At 67.6% G+C, this 14,245-nt stretch carries 11 protein-coding genes and 1 pseudogene; 5 read left to right on the plus strand and 7 right to left on the minus strand.

The genetic code is table 11. The features are described from left to right. Position 1: 1 nt before the first annotated feature. Together EJK91_RS03725 and EJK91_RS03730 are read right to left on the minus strand one after the other, a co-directional pair. Entirely contained in the window at positions 2-1,141 is a 1,140-nt protein-coding gene (locus EJK91_RS03725) for an epoxide hydrolase family protein (protein ID WP_125078288.1), read from the minus strand. Next, entirely contained in the window at positions 1,128-1,730 is a 603-nt protein-coding gene (locus EJK91_RS03730; protein WP_046282873.1) for a TetR/AcrR family transcriptional regulator, read from the minus strand. The genes EJK91_RS03725 and EJK91_RS03730 overlap by 14 nt, the downstream gene beginning before the upstream one ends. 81 nt (positions 1,731-1,811) lie before the next feature. On the opposite strand from EJK91_RS03730, the gene EJK91_RS03735 reads away from it, so the two are divergent. The 3 genes and pseudogenes from EJK91_RS03735 to EJK91_RS03745 all read left to right on the plus strand — a co-directional run bounded on the left by EJK91_RS03735 (position 1,812) and on the right by EJK91_RS03745 (position 5,058). Continuing rightward, entirely contained in the window at positions 1,812-3,575 is a 1,764-nt protein-coding gene (locus EJK91_RS03735) for an N-acyl-D-amino-acid deacylase family protein (protein WP_125078289.1), read from the plus strand. A 36-nt stretch (positions 3,576-3,611) separates the two neighbouring features. Next, positions 3,612-4,113 (plus strand): annotated as a pseudogene (locus EJK91_RS03740) (SRPBCC family protein). Continuing rightward, positions 4,114-5,058 carry an oxidoreductase gene (locus EJK91_RS03745; protein ID WP_046282870.1) on the plus strand — a complete coding sequence of 315 codons (945 nt, stop codon included), beginning with the start codon at positions 4,114-4,116 and terminating at the stop codon, positions 5,056-5,058. It begins immediately after the preceding pseudogene. On the opposite strand, the gene EJK91_RS03750 is transcribed toward EJK91_RS03745, so the two are convergent. Further along, a complete protein-coding gene (locus EJK91_RS03750) occupies positions 5,027-5,647 on the minus strand; it encodes a TetR/AcrR family transcriptional regulator (RefSeq protein ID WP_125078290.1) in 621 nt (206 codons plus the stop codon). The genes EJK91_RS03745 and EJK91_RS03750 overlap by 32 nt on opposite strands. Before the next feature lie 140 nt (positions 5,648-5,787). Between EJK91_RS03750 and EJK91_RS03755 the strand changes: the two genes are divergently transcribed. Beyond that, entirely contained in the window at positions 5,788-7,245 is a 1,458-nt protein-coding gene (locus tag EJK91_RS03755; RefSeq protein ID WP_125078291.1) for an aldehyde dehydrogenase family protein, read from the plus strand. Between the two features lie 3 nt (positions 7,246-7,248). Here EJK91_RS03755 and EJK91_RS03760 read toward each other — a convergent pair whose 3' ends face one another. Further along, on the minus strand, positions 7,249-9,297 hold the full coding sequence (locus tag EJK91_RS03760; RefSeq protein WP_125078292.1) for an MMPL family transporter: 2,049 nt from the start codon (positions 9,295-9,297) through the stop codon (positions 7,249-7,251). 67 nt (positions 9,298-9,364) lie between these two features. Here EJK91_RS03760 and EJK91_RS03765 point away from each other — a divergent pair, with 67 nt between their 5' ends. Next, positions 9,365-9,991, plus strand: a complete 627-nt coding sequence (locus EJK91_RS03765; protein WP_125078293.1) for a hypothetical protein — start codon at positions 9,365-9,367, stop codon at positions 9,989-9,991. 1 nt (position 9,992) lies between these two features. On the opposite strand, the gene EJK91_RS03770 is transcribed toward EJK91_RS03765, so the two are convergent. The 3 genes from EJK91_RS03770 to EJK91_RS03780 form a co-directional block, all read right to left on the minus strand. Next, complete coding sequence (locus EJK91_RS03770) at positions 9,993-10,664, minus strand: maleylpyruvate isomerase family mycothiol-dependent enzyme (protein ID WP_125078294.1); 672 nt, start codon at positions 10,662-10,664, stop codon at positions 9,993-9,995. A 131-nt stretch (positions 10,665-10,795) separates the two neighbouring features. Then, on the minus strand, positions 10,796-13,756 hold the full coding sequence (locus EJK91_RS03775) for an MMPL/RND family transporter (protein ID WP_241178614.1): 2,961 nt from the start codon (positions 13,754-13,756) through the stop codon (positions 10,796-10,798). Continuing rightward, positions 13,753-14,199, minus strand: a complete 447-nt coding sequence (locus tag EJK91_RS03780) for an MmpS family transport accessory protein (protein WP_231384015.1) — start codon at positions 14,197-14,199, stop codon at positions 13,753-13,755. The genes EJK91_RS03775 and EJK91_RS03780 overlap by 4 nt, the downstream gene beginning before the upstream one ends. Between the last annotated feature and the right edge of the window lie 46 nt (positions 14,200-14,245).

Raw genomic sequence — 14,245 nt, forward strand, 5'->3', positions numbered from 1 at the left:
ACTAGAACACCGCCTGCTGCGCCAGCACGTCGGCGAATGCCACCAGGTCGGCGGCGAAGATCGCGGGCTGCTCGAAGGCGGCGAAGTGCCCCCCGCGGTCGGCGACGCTGTAGTGAACGAGGTTGTAGCGGTTGGCGGCCCACGCCCGCGGCGTCTGCAGTAGCTCATAGGGGTAAACCGCGTAGCCGGTCGGCACGGCGACGCGCCCCTGCCACGAGCTGAGCGCGCCGTTGCCGGCGCGGGCCGACTCGCAGTACAGCCGAGCCGACGACGTCGCGGTCACCGTCAGCCAATAGAACATCAGGTTGTCGATGAGCCGATCGGTGCTGATCGGCATGCCCTCGCGAATGTCGCACCAGGCGTGGAACTTCTCCAGAATCCAGCCGGCCAGGCCCACCGGTGAGTCGTCGAGGCCAAAGCCCAGCGAATGGGGGCGGGTGGCCTGCTGGTTCAGGTATGCGGTGCCGTCGGCGGTGCGCTGTACCGAGTCGATGATCGCCGCCTGCTCTGCCGGTGTCACCGCGGCCATCAGTTCGGAGTGGTCGTGATCGGGCGGCGCGAAGCACATGTTGGTGTGAATGGCCGCGACGCGGCCCGCGTAGTGCTCGCCGAGGTGGCGGGTGACCAGCGCGCCCCAGTCGCCGCCTTGGGCGACATAACGGTGATAGCCCAGCTGCCCCATGACGTCGTCTGCTGCGGCTGCCACGGCCGCAACGTCGACACCGGTCCGACGGGTGGGCCCGGAGAACCCGTAGCCGGGCATCGAGATGACCACGACGTGGAATCGCTTCCGTAGCAGCGGCACTGCATCCAGGAACTCCACAATCGAGCCGGGCCAGCCGTGGGTGATCAGCAGGGGGATGGCGTCGGGCTCGGATGACCGGATGTGCAGGAAGTGCACACGCTGCCCGGCGGCCTCGGTGACGAACGACCCGAGCGCGTTGACCTCGGACTCGACGCGTCGCCAGTCGTATGCGTGCAGCCAGTGCTCCACCACAGAGCGCAGGAAGCTTTGGTCGGTGCCGTAATCCCAGGCGGCGCCCTCGATCTCCGCCGGCCAGCGGGTGTTGGCGAGCCGGCGGCGCAGATCATCGAGTTCGGCTTCGGGGACGCGTAGTGGCAACGGTTCAGGGTGAGTCACGGTGGCCTCCGGTTAGTCCGTCGATGATGTGGTCGCTGACGAAGCGGCGCACGGCGCGGGCATTGTCCAGATTCACCCGCATCGGCGGCAGCAGCTCGAAGCTGAACAGCATCCGCACGATCCATTCCCCGGCGCGGCCGGCGTCGAGAGTGTTGTCGACTTCACCGCGGCGCTGCGCGGCACGCACCAGTGGCATCCAGAGTGCCACCGAGCGCTGCATCAGGTCGTCGCCGCCGTGCTCGAGCAGCAGGACCAGCACGCTCTGATTGATCGTGCGCGGCTCGGCCGCCGATCTGCGGCGATGCGCCGAGATCAGCACCGCCGCGGCCGCAACCTGCTCGGCCAGGGTGTCGAGCTCGTTGACCTCGGCGGCCATGGTCGCGATGAATGCCGCGGACAGATGGTCGAGTGCGGCGGCGATGGCGTCATCGCGGGTGCCAAAGGCGTTGTGCACGGTGCCGCGTGACACGCCCGCCGTTTCGGCAACCGCGGTCAGGCTGAAGCGCCGGGGGCCGAGATGGCGCAGGGTCTCGGTGGCGGCCAGGAGCAGCGGCGTGGGGAGCGGTTTCGACGACTTCTCACCGGGCACTTGCACACATTATCGAGATGTGTACAAATTGATCAACACCGTTCTTGGGTGCGCCCGACACCACTATTGAAGGAGACGGCTGTGTACGACCTCACGATCACCGGTGGGACCGTCGTGGACGGGACGGGAGAACAGCGCTACCTCGCCGATGTCGGCGTCCGGGACGGACGCATCGTGGCGGTGCAGCGCCGCACCGGAACCGATGATCCGGGACTGACGGGCGAGGCGGCCGAGAACATCGACGCCACCGGCCGTGTCGTCGCGCCGGGGTTCGTCGATATCCACACCCACTACGACGGGCAGGTCAGCTGGGACAACCTGCTGGAGCCGTCCAGCGGTCACGGCGTGACGACGGTGGTGACCGGCAACTGCGGGGTGGGCTTCGCCCCGGTCCGGCCGGGCCGCGAGGAGTGGCTGATCAAACTCATGGAGGGTGTCGAAGACATCCCCGGCACCGCCCTGACCGAAGGCATCACCTGGGGGTGGGAGAGCTATCCCGAGTACCTCGACCGGCTCGACGGGCAGGGCTTCGCCGTCGACGTCGGCAGCCAGGTCGCGCACGGCGCGATTCGCGCCTACGCCATGGGAGACCGCGGCGCCCGCAACGAACCGGCCACCGCGGACGACATCGCGGCCATGAGCCGCCTGGTCCGGGAAGCCGTCGAGGCCGGGGCGCTGGGCTTCTCGACGTCGCGCACCCTGGCACACCGGGCCATGGACGGCGAGCCGGTGCCGGGAACTTTCGCCGCCGAGGACGAACTGTTCGGGCTGGGCCGGGCGATGGCGGCCGGTGGCCAGGCCGTATTCGAGCTGGCGCCGCAGGGCACGGCCGGCGAGGACATCGTCGCGCCGAAGAAGGAACTCGAGTGGATGCAGCGCCTGGCCGCCGAGGTCGACCGCCCGGTGTCGTTCGCACTGATCCAGGTCGACGCCGACCCGAACCTGTGGCGTGAGCAACTCGACATCTCCGCGGCCGCGCACCAGGCCGGTAGTGCGCTGTACCCACAGGTCGCGGCCCGCCCGTTCGGCATGCTGCTCGGTTTCGCCGGGCATCACGCCTTCACCCACCGGCCGACCTACCGGCGACTGAAGGCGCAGTGCAGCCGCGTGGAACTCGCACAACGCCTGGCCGAACCGGCGATCAAGGCCGCGATCCTGTCCGAACAGGACCTGCCGGTGGACACCTCGCTGCAGTTCGACGCGATGTTCGCGCTGGTGCAGCACTCACTGCACCGGATCTATGACCTGGGTGACCCGCCGGACTACGAGCCGACCCCGGACCGCTCGGTGGCCGCGATCGCCGCGGCGCGCGGCGACGATCAGTTGGCAACGCTCTATGACCTGATGCTGCAGGCCGACGCCGGTGCCATGTTGATGCTGCCGTTCTTCAACTACGCCGATGGCAACCACGACGCGATCCGCGAGATGCTCACCCACCCCGCCGGTGTGCTGGGGCTCTCCGACGGCGGCGCGCACTGCGGAATGATCTGCGACGCTTCTTATCCCACTTATCTGCTCACCCACTGGGCGCGCGACCGGCATCGCGGCGACAAACTGCCCCTGGAGTACCTGGTGCGCAAACAGTGCCGCGACACCGCGCAACTGTTCGGCCTGGGCGATCGCGGCGTCATCGAGGTCGGCAAGAAAGCCGACATCAACGTGATCGACATGGACGCGCTGAGGCTGCACCCGGCCCGGATGGCCTATGACCTGCCGGCCGGCGGACACCGCCTGCTGCAGGGGGCGAGCGGGTATGTTGCGACGATCGTCAGCGGTACCGTCACCCGGCGCAACGGCGTCGACACCGGTGCACGGCCCGGGCGTCTGGTGCGCGGAGCGCGCTAGTCGGCTATCACCGAAAGGAATCAGCAGTTGTCTCGGATGCATCCGTGTGAGCAGGTCGGCCTCGACTTCCTCGAGCGGGCGCCGCAGCGGTTCAGCAACAGCGTTGACCTGGCCGTGACGCCCGATGAGATCTGGGAGGTGCTAGCCGACGCCGAAGCTTGGCCGCACTGGGCCAGTGTCATCACCAACGTGACCTGGACCAGCCCCGAACCGCACGGAGTCGGCACCACCCGCGTGGTCGACATGCGGGGTGGCATTGTCGGGGACGAGGAGTTCCTGGCCTGGGAACCCGGACGGCACATGGCCTTTCGCTTCAATGCGAGCTCGACCTCGGCGCTGGCTGTGTTCGTCGGACTACATCATCGAGCCCACCCCGCAGGGGTGCCGGCTCACCTGGACCCTGGCCAATCGGTTGACCGGCCCGGCAGCGTGGTTCTCGCCGATCAGCGGCCCGCTGATGAACCTGGGTTTTCGCCGCTTCCTGGCCAACCTGCGCCGCTACACCGACCAGCGTTTCGCGACGGCGAGCCGCGGCTAGATGAGCGCAACCGGATGGTCACTGCAGCAGGGTGCTCCGCAGGCCGGCCGGGTAGCCGTCGTCACCGGTGCGAACACCGGGGTCGGCCTCGAAGTCGCGCGGGGACTGGCGATCCTCGGTGCCACGGTCGTGCTGGCTTGCCGTAACACCGAAGCGGCTGCCGCGGCCCGGCAAGACATTCTCCGATCCGCTCCGGGCGCCCGCCTCGACGTCGTCCATCTGGACGTCAGTGACCTGGCGTCGGTACGGGCATGCGCGGACGAGTTGCGGGCCGGCCACCCGATCATCGACATCCTGGTCAACAACGCCGGTGTCATGCACCAAACCCGGCAGCTGACGGTCGACGGCTTCGAGGGTGACTTCGGCACGAACTTCCTTGGGCCGTTTGCGTTGACGGGCCTGCTGTTGGATCGCGTGCTCGCCTCCGCGGCGGGACGGATCATCGCGGTGAGCAGCAAGACCCACCGCAGTGGCCGGATCGCGTTCGACGATCTGCAGTTGACCACGTCGTTCACTCCGTCGAGGGCTTACACCCAGTCCAAGCTTGCCCAACTGATGGCCACCTACGAACTGCAGCGGCGGCTGGAATCGGCTGCCAGCCCGGCGATCGCGTTGGCGGCACACCCCGGTGGCACCCGTACCTCGATCCTGCGCGAGCAGTCCAGGGCGGTGCGCTGGGTGTTCAACAGCCGGTCTCGCTATGTGACGGGTTGGTTCACCCAGGGGCCTGCCGAGGGCGCCCTGCCGATGTTGCGGGCAGCGACCGACCCGGCCGCCACGGGCGGTCAGTTCTACGGCCCGGGTGGGCGTTTCGAGCAGATCGGCCCACCGGTGTTGGTACGCGCTGCCGGCCGAGCCGGTGACGCCGATGCGCAGCGGCGGCTGTGGACGGTCGCCGAAGCACTGACCGGCGTCACCTATTCGCTGACGCGCGATCCGGCGTAGCGCGGCGCGCCGCGCTCACCGCAGGTGCGATCCACCGGCGCAGCAGGCGCCGTAGTTCGTCGCCCGATGCGGGCAACGGGGCCAGGATGAACGACTGCAACGTGCGCAGCACCATCTCGATGATGTCCTCGACGTCCCGATCGTTGAAGCCGGACCAGTCGACGTCGAGACGGTCCAGCAGGGAGTGCCCGAAGCTTCGGCCGGTGTCGGTCGTGACAGTCACCGCAAAGGCGCTGGCCTGTTGGGTGCGCAGCAGCAGGCCGACGTACGGGTCGTGGGGGAGGCGTTCCAGGGTGAGTGCGACGCCCTCAGCGACGGCTTCGCCGGGATCGGTTATTCCGGCCAAAGCTTCGGCCAACTGATCCAGAAAGGCGCCGGCGCCATCGGCGGCCGTTGCCGTCAGCAGTTCCTCGGTGCTGGGGAAGTAGCGATAGACCGTCTGCCGGGTGACGCCCAGCGTCCGCGCGACGTCGGCGATGCTGGTCTGCTCACCGCGTTCGTCGATGGTCCGGCGGGTGGCTTGCAGAATCCGTGCCACCGCCTCCTCGTCGCTGGCGGGCACATTGCCGGCCCAGCCGCGGGTGCGCATCAGAACCTCCGTGCCCTGCTTCGACGCCGATTCATAGCCGGAACCGTAACCGCGGTGGCCGATGCCCACTGTTGACCACGCCGCGTCCGCAATGCTAAGCAGGTGCACAGCATCTGCCGTCGCAACCGAAGGACCCGCCAATGACCGTGCAGTCGGTAATCGATGATCTTGCGAAGCGGCCCGGTACCGGTGAAGTCATCCCGGTCATCGACCCGGCCACCGAGGAACAGATCACCGAGTTCCGCGACGCCGGACCCGAAGCCGTCAACGAGGCTGTCGCCCGCGCCAAGACGGCCTACCAATCCGGTGTGTGGACTGATCTCCCGGCTCGCCAGCGCGCCAAGGTGCTGTGGCGGCTCGCTGACCTGATGGATGAGCACGCCGCGGAGTTCGCCGAACTGGAGTCCCTGGACGCCGGCATGCCGCCCGCGCAGGCCGAGATGATCGTGTCCACCTGCGCGGAGTTCTACCGGTACTACGCAGGCTGGTGCACCAAGCTCAACGGCAGCAGCTACCAGGTGCAGATGGAGGGCGGCGTCAACAGCACCTACGCCAACATGCACGCCTACACCGTGAAGGAACCCTACGGCGTGGTGGGCCTGATCTATCCGTGGAACGGCCCGTTGTTCAACGCCTGCGCCAAGGTCGCCCCGGCGCTGGCGGCCGGCTGCAGCAGCGTCGTCAAGCCGGCCGAGGAGACGCCGCTGTCGGCGGTGCTGCTGGAACGGCTGATCGCGCAGGCCGGGGTTCCCGACGGTGTCACCAACTTCGTCATCGGCTACGGCGCCACCGCCGGCGCGGCGATCACCGCCCACCCCGATGTGGAGAAAGTCGCCTTCACCGGCTCGACCGATGTCGGCAAGGAGATCATGCGCAACTCCGCGGACAACCTGAAGAAGGTGACGCTGGAGCTGGGCGGGAAGTCCCCGGTGCTGATCTATGCCGATGCAGACCTGGACATGGCGATCATGATGGCCGCGATGGGCATCTTCGTGCATTCGGGTCAGGGCTGTGTCTGCGGTTCGCGGATCTTCGTGGAGCGCAGCGTCTATGAGCGAGTGGTCGCCGGCATCGCGATGATCGGGGAGAACTTGGTGCTCGGCGGGCCCAAGGACGACGGCGCCATGATCAGCCCACTGGTCAGCGCCAAGCAGCTCGCGCGCGTCATGGGCTACATCGACCAGGGACGCAAGGACGGCGTCGAGGTGGTGTCGGGCGGTTACCGGGTGGACCGTAAGGGTTACTTCGTGAAGCCGACCGTGCTGACCAACGTCGACCCGGCCACCAGCCGGCTGTACCGGGAAGAGATCTTCGGGCCGGTCGTCACCATCTTGCCGTTCGACGACGACGACGAAGCGGTGGCGATGGCCAACGACACCAGCTACGGCCTGGCGGCCACGGCGTGGACCACCAACCTGGCGCGCGCACACAACCTGGGCAAGCGCCTGCAGGCCGGCACGGTGACGTTGAACTGTCAGCTGGTCTTCGACCACAACGTCCCGTTCGGCGGTTACAAGCAGTCCGGTATGGGCCACGAGTTCGGCTACGAGGGCATCGACGGCTACCTCAAGACCAAGTCGATCTGGGCGGCACTGTAGAAGTCAGCGTGGCTGATTGGGCCACCAGACCCGATCGCCGATCAGCGCGAACAGTGCTGGAATCACCAGGGTACGAACCACGAACGTGTCCAACAGGATTCCCAAGCCGACGATGATGCCCAGCTGAGTCAGCACGATCAACGGCAGCACCCCGAGCACGCAGAACACCGCAGCCAGCACGATGCCGGCGCTGGTGATGACTCCGCCGGTGGCTGACACCGCGCGCACCATGCCGTCGCGGGTGCCGTGTGCGGGCGTCTCTTCGCGGGCGCGGGTCACCAGGAAGATCGTGTAGTCCACGCCCAGCGCCACCAGGAACAAGAAAGCGAACAGGGGAGTGCTGTTGTCCAGCGCCGGAAATCCGAACAGGTGCAGACTGGCCCAGCAGCCCAACCCGAGCGCGGCGACCGCGCTGAGCACCGTCGCCGCAACCAGGACCGGCGGGGCCAACACGGCCCGAAGCAGCACGAACAACACGGTGAGCACCACCAGCAGGATCAGCGGGATCAGCACCGCGCGGTCGCGCACGGCCGCGTCGCGCACATCGAGGGCCTGCGCGTCGGCGCCACCCACCATCGCGCGGGTGTCTACCGCGCCGACCGAATCTCGAAGTCCGGCAACGGTGTTGAAGGCGGCTTCGGTTGCCGGGGCGGCGTCGAGCACCGCAGACCACATGGTTCGGCCGGTCTCGGACATACCCGTCTGGACCACCGAGACGACGCCCGGAACCGCGGTGATCGCCCGCTTGAGCTGCTGCGAACGGGCGGTGGGGCCGATCACGACGGTCGGACTGGCCGCACCGTCCGGAAAGTGCGCTGCCAGCGTGTCGAATCCGGTCACCGAGTCGGCCTGTAACCGGAACTGCTCGGTCTGCGACAACCCGATACCGGCGCCCAGCAGGCCGGTGGCCGACACCGCCAGGACGGCGATCGCCGCCGTGCACACCACGGCCGGGCGGCGCGAGACGGCCGCGGCGACGCGGTACCACGGGCCGGCCGGGGTGGCTCCATTGTCGACAGCCCGGGGAATGAACGGCCAGAACACCTTCCGGCCGACCAACGCCAGCAACGGGGGTAAAACCAACAGCACGAATACGGCGGCCACCACCAGCCCGCAACTGGCGCAGATCCCCAGGCTGCGGGTACTCGGGGTCACCGCCAAGATCAACGTCAGCAGAGCCAGCACCACGGTCGCGTTACTGGCCAGGATCGCCGGGGCAGCGGCGGCCACCGCCCGGCGCAGCGCGGTCCGATGGTCGGGCTGTGAGCGCAGTTCTTCGCGGTAGCGCGAAATCAGCAGCAGCGCATAGTTGGTGCCGGCCCCGAAGACCAGGACGCTGGTGATGCCTGCGGTGGAGCCGTCAAAGGTCACGCCCGCGGCGCGTGCGACATCGGAGCCCACTACGGTGGCCACCCGATCGGCGAACGCGATCACCAGCAGCGGTACCAGCCACAACACCGGCGACCGGTAGGTGACGATCAACAGCAGTGCCACCACCAGCGCGGTGACCACCAACAGGGTCACGTTGGCGCCGGTGAAGGCATCGGCGATGTCGGCGCCGAACGCCGGCCCGCCGGTGACGTGGGTTGACAGCGTCGGAGGCAAGCCGTCGGCGGCCGCCGCTCGCAGGGCTTTGACCGCATCGGTGAGTTCGAAGCCGGACAAGTCGGCAGCCAAGGGCACCGTCGCCAGGGCCGCCTGCTGATCGGTGGACAGCATCGCCGGCGGTGCCGGGCCGTCGAGCACTTGGGGCACCTGCGTCATACGGTCACGTGCGGCATTGACCGCTGCGACGTCGGCCGGCGTCAGGGGCCCACCATCGCTGCGGGTGGCGACCAGCAGCGCGGCCGCCTGGTCCCCACCGGCGAAGGTGGACTGCGCCGCGGCGACACGGGCGGATTCGGCGCTGGGCGGCAGCGCCTCGGGGGATTGTGTCGCGGACGCGTTGTCGTTGCCGAGCGCCATCAGTGCGACGGCGATCAGGATCGGAACCAGCGCAACGAGCCAGGAACGGCGGGCGCTGACCGCCGTGGACAAGCGCTCCCACACCATCCGGCGAGCATGGCACCGAATCAACGGCCAAACAACCGAATGCCCTCAGATCGCCTACTGTGAGCTCGTGCCCGGCCGTGCGAAGACAGCGATCTCGCGCCGCATCTTCCTGCGCGGTGCCGCCTGGTCGGTGCCGGTTTTCGGCCTAGCGTTCGCCGCCCCGCGCGCGCTGGCGGCGCCGGCGGGTTCGCCCGGGTGCGGCGATCCGCACGAGCTGATCGACAACTGCGCAGTGGAGCTGCCGGAGGAATTCAGCTGGACCAGCTTCTCCACCACCAGGGCGATCGGCGGTGGAACCAACTACGCGATCCAGTTCACCACCAGGATTCAGCCCGGTCCGCCGGTGCCGGCGGACGCCACCGGCTACCGCATCGACAGCCTCAGCATCGCCGGCATCAGGCCCGACGGTTCGGCGTTCTCGGTGGTGCCGTCGATCGGCGAGACCGGTGACCGGGCGCTCTGGATCCGGACGATGGACTCGTCGCTCGGATTCGTGCTGGATGTGCCCTGGGATGTCAAGCACTTGGTGCGCACGTTCACCTACACCTACAACGTGGTCTACCTCAATTCATCCACCGAGATTCAAACCTGTACCTACGTCACGACGATGCGACTCGCCAACAACGGAGCCGTCGACGGCGGGGTCGGTTCGGTCGCGTTCTCCCCGCCGCGGTTGGCCTCCTGCGGCGTATGAATCAGCAGACCGGTATCGGCTGATCGTCGTCGCGGTGGCCGAAAATCCCGAAGCTGTCGATCAGGTGCGCCGACGGCTCGGGCGACCAGTCCCATCCGGCGATCTGACTGCGGGAGCGCCTGCTGAACAGCCCGCGCATCAGCTCGTAACCTTCAGCCCGCAACACGGTGACGGATTCACCTGAACCACACCGCCACTGCTGCCCCAGCTCGTCGCTGATCACCAAGGTGCTGGTGTCGGGCAGGCGTCGGCCCGGCAGATAACCCAGGACGTCCAAAAACGGCTGCCAGTGTTCGCGGTCGATCCGCGGCAGGACCAGCGCCTCGCGCAGGTCGGCTTCATGGCAGATCGCGTCGGCGGCGAGGTTGGGCCCGGTGAACTGCTCCGGCAGACTGGCCTCGACCGCCGGGGAGGCGCGCTCCCATTCGTCGAGCAGTTCCTCAACCGGGCGGTCGCGACGTTCGGCAACGTGCCGCGCCGTCCACGAGTCACCCGGCGCGCCATCGAGTCGCTGCGCCAAGACGTCCGCGGCGCCACCGGTGAGGTGGGCCAACACGTCGTGCACCGACCATCCCGGTGTCGCCGGAACCGGGAGCTGCAACTGGTCCTCGGTGAGCCCGGCCGCCAGGCTGCTGATCCTGGCGCGTGCGGCCCGGTAGCAGGCGTCAAGCAAGGGAGCTTCCTCTCCGCACCGCCGCAGACGTACCCGAATTGACCATCGCAAGCCCCTCTCCGTGACGCATGGGACCCATGATACAGACAAATTAAGAAAAATAAGAATATCTTGGCGTAACAGTAAGATCCTTAGCCGGCGGGGACGGCCGGCGGTGCCATCGGGGCCGGTGGCTTCGGCGCGGGCGTGAAGGTGTCTTCCTGTTCGGCGGCGGCAGTCACGGTGGCCGCGCGCTCGGCGCGGGCGGCGGGCACGGCCGTGATCGGGGTCGGGCGGCGGTGCACGTTGATCGGCCACCAGAACCACCGGCCGAGCAGCGCCGCGATCGACGGGGTGATGAGGCTGCGGACGATGAACGTGTCGAACAACAGGCCCAATCCGATCGTGGTGCCGATCTGGCCGACAGACCGCAGGTCGCTGGCGATCATCGCGATCATGGTGAAGGCGAACACCATGCCGGCCGCCGTCACCACCTTGCCGGTGGCGCCCATCGCCCGGATCAGCCCGGTGCGCAGGCCGGTGGCCGTGCCGCTGTTGATCTCTTCCTTCATCCGCGAGACCACCAGCAGGTTGTAGTCCGACCCCACCGCCAGCAGCACGATCACCGACATCGCGATCACCAGCCACTGCAGTTCGATGCCGAACACGTACTGCCACAACAGCACTGACAACCCGAACGAGGAGGCCAGCGAGAGCACCACGGTGCCGACGATCACGATCGAGGCCACCAGCGCCCGGGTGATCAGCAGCATCACCACGAAGATCAACACGATCGCCGCGATCGCCGCGATCAGCAGGTCGTAGTGCGCACCGGTCGCGATATCGGCGTAGGTGGCTGCGGTTCCGCCCAGATAGAACTTCGCCTTGGCCAGCGGCGTGCCCTTGACGGCTTCCTTGGCGGCTTGCAGTTCGGCGCCGACGTGCGAGATGCCGTCGACGGTCGCCGGATCGGTGTCATGGGTGATCAGGATGCGGGCCGCCGAGCCGTCCGGCGACATCATCAACTCCATCCCGCGCTGGAAGTCGGGACTGTCGAACGCTTCCGGCGGTAGGTAGAACATGTCGTCGTTGCGGGCGTCGTCGAATACCTGGCCCATCACCGCGGCGGTGTCGGTCATCTGCTCCAGCTGCGTCACCACCTGGCTGAAGCTGCTGTGCATGGTCAACATCAGGTCGCGCATGTTGGTGGTGATGGCGATCATCGGCGGGATCTGATCGGCGATTGCCGGGGTGATCTCGTCGACCCGGTCCATCTGCTGGGCCAGCGCCGCGGTGTTCTCCGCCAATTTGTCGAAGCCGTCGGTGGCGTCGAACGCCGCTCGGAACGCGTTGCAGACGCCGATATCGAAGCAGTGCGGCTCCCAATAGAAGTAGTTGCGCAGCGGGCGGAATTGGTCGTCGAAGTCGGCGATGCGGTCTCGGACCTCGGCCATGGTGCCTTCCATGTCGTGGGTCGCCTCGTCGGTGCCGTGGGTGGCATCGGAGAGTCGCACGGTGAGCCCGTGCAGCCGGTCCATCACCGTGATCATCGACGAGAGCTGGTCGGCCATGGTCTGGGTGTCATCGAGGCGGGCGCGCAAGAACTGCAGGTTCTCGGCCATCGTGACGCCCTGGGCGCTGATCTGGAACGGCACCGATCCATGTTCCATGGGCGGGCCCAGCGGCCGAGTGATGCTCTGCACCCGTTCGATGCCGGGAACCCGGAAGATGTTGCGGGCGATGCGGTCCAGCACCAGCATGTCGCGGGGATTGCGCATGTCGTGATCGGATTCGACCATCAGCATGTCGGGGTTCATCCGCGCGGAGCTGAAGTGCTTCTCGGCTGCGGCGTAGCCGATGTTGGACGGTACGTCGGCCGGGATGTAGTGCCGGTTGTCGTAGCTGGTCTTATACCCGGGCAGCGCCAGGACGCCCACGGCGGCAACGGCACTGGCAGCGGCCAGGATCGGCAGTGGCCATCGCACCACGGCGGTGCCCACCTTGCGCCACCCGCCGGTGTTGGCGACCTGCTTGGGGTCCAGCAGCCCGAAGCGGCTGCTGATCGCGAGGACCGCCGGAGCGAAGGTCAAGCCCATCGCCAGGATGGTGAACATGCCCAGAGCGCAGGGCACCGCCAGGGTGTTGAAGTAGTTCAGCCGGGTGAAGTGCAGGCACAGCATCGCCCCGGCGATGGTCAGGCCGGAGCCTGCGATGACGTGGCTGACGCTGAACAGCGTTGTGTTCTGGGCGGTCTCACGGTCCTCGCCGGCATTGCGTGCCTCGTGGTAGCGCCCGATCAAAAAGATCCAATAGTCGGTTCCGGCCGCGATGGCCAGCGCGGTGAGGATGCTGACCACGAATGTCGAGATCGCGAATGCGTGGGAATCGCTCAACACCGCGATCAGTCCGCGGGCCACGCTCATCTCGGTGACAACCACTGCCAGCCCGATCAGCGTGGTCGCGATCGAGCGGTAGACCACCAGCAGCATCACCGCGATGACGGCCATGGTGATACCGGTCATCTTCACCATCGAGGCGTCGCCGGCCTCGTTGGTGTCGGCGACCAGGGCCGCCTGACCGGTCACGTAGGAACGCAGACCGGCTGGTGGGTCGGAGTCCTCGACGATCTTGCGCACCGCGTCCACCGATTCCACACCCTGTGCCGAGCCCTGGTTGCCCGCCAGATGCACCTGCACGTAGGCGGCCCGGCCGTCCTCGCTCTGCGAGCCCGCCGAGGTGACTCGGTCGCCCCAGAAGTCCTGCACGTGCTCGACGTGGGTGGTGTCGGCCCGCAGGGTCGTCACCAGCTCGTCGTAGTAGCGGTGGGCGTCTTCTGCTAACTCGGCGTCGCTCTCCAGCACGATCATCAGCACGCTGTCGCTGGTGAACTCACCGAACTTCTCCCCGATGTGCTTCATCGCGATCACCGACGGCGCGTCCTGCGGGGAGAGCGAGACGGCGTTGCGGGCGCCGACGTTCTCCAGTTGCGGCACCAGCAGATTGGTCGCGGCGGCCGCGGCAAGCCAGAACAGGATGATCGGGATGGCGCACGCGCGGATCAGCCGCGGGAACCGCGGTGCTCCCGGGCCGGTCGGGCTGTGGAGGCCGCTCATGCCGCTTTCACCACGCAGAACGCCGCGGCGCTGTGGCCATCGGACTGGTGCTCGTCGCGCAGTTCGCCGTTGACGGTGATCCGGCAGCCCAATTCGTGGCCGTCACCTTGCGCCATGACGTTGGCGAACACGCTGGGCTGCGTGGTGGTCAGGGTCAGCGACCAGGGCAGCGAGTGGAACCGGGTCTCCCGGGACTGGGCGCGCTCGTCGACGTAGCTGACCATGCCCGACGTCGACTCGGGTCCGTAGAGCTCATAGGTGACGTACTTCGGCACGGTGGAGACGATCTCGCCACCGGCGCCACGGGCAACCGCCGCTCCGTCTGCGCCGAATACGCCGTGGAGCCGGTAGATGACCAGTCCGCCGATCGCGGCGACCGGCACGATCACCAGCGCGATCCACAGCCGCTCGAGCGGACCGCGCAGCTTTTCCATTGCCCTCATGACGCTTAACCTTACGACCGTAAATAAACGCGTGTAAAGTTAAAAG

This window comes from Mycobacterium sp. P7213 (assembly GCF_900604305.1).
GTDB lineage: Bacteria > Actinomycetota > Actinomycetes > Mycobacteriales > Mycobacteriaceae > Mycobacterium.

Excerpts from the sequence above, each read along its gene's own strand:
- EJK91_RS03780 (WP_231384015.1), bottom strand. The coding sequence starts at position 14,199 with ATGAGGGCAATGGAAAAGCTGCGCGGTCCGCTCGAGCGGCTGTGGATC.
- EJK91_RS03755 (WP_125078291.1), top strand. The coding sequence starts at position 5,788 with ATGACCGTGCAGTCGGTAATCGATGATCTTGCGAAGCGGCCCGGTACC.
- EJK91_RS03760 (WP_125078292.1), bottom strand. The coding sequence starts at position 9,297 with ATGGTGTGGGAGCGCTTGTCCACGGCGGTCAGCGCCCGCCGTTCCTGG.
- EJK91_RS03745 (WP_046282870.1), top strand. The coding sequence starts at position 4,114 with ATGAGCGCAACCGGATGGTCACTGCAGCAGGGTGCTCCGCAGGCCGGC.
- EJK91_RS03775 (WP_241178614.1), bottom strand. The coding sequence starts at position 13,756 with ATGAGCGGCCTCCACAGCCCGACCGGCCCGGGAGCACCGCGGTTCCCG.
- EJK91_RS03750 (WP_125078290.1), bottom strand. The coding sequence starts at position 5,647 with ATGCGCACCCGCGGCTGGGCCGGCAATGTGCCCGCCAGCGACGAGGAG.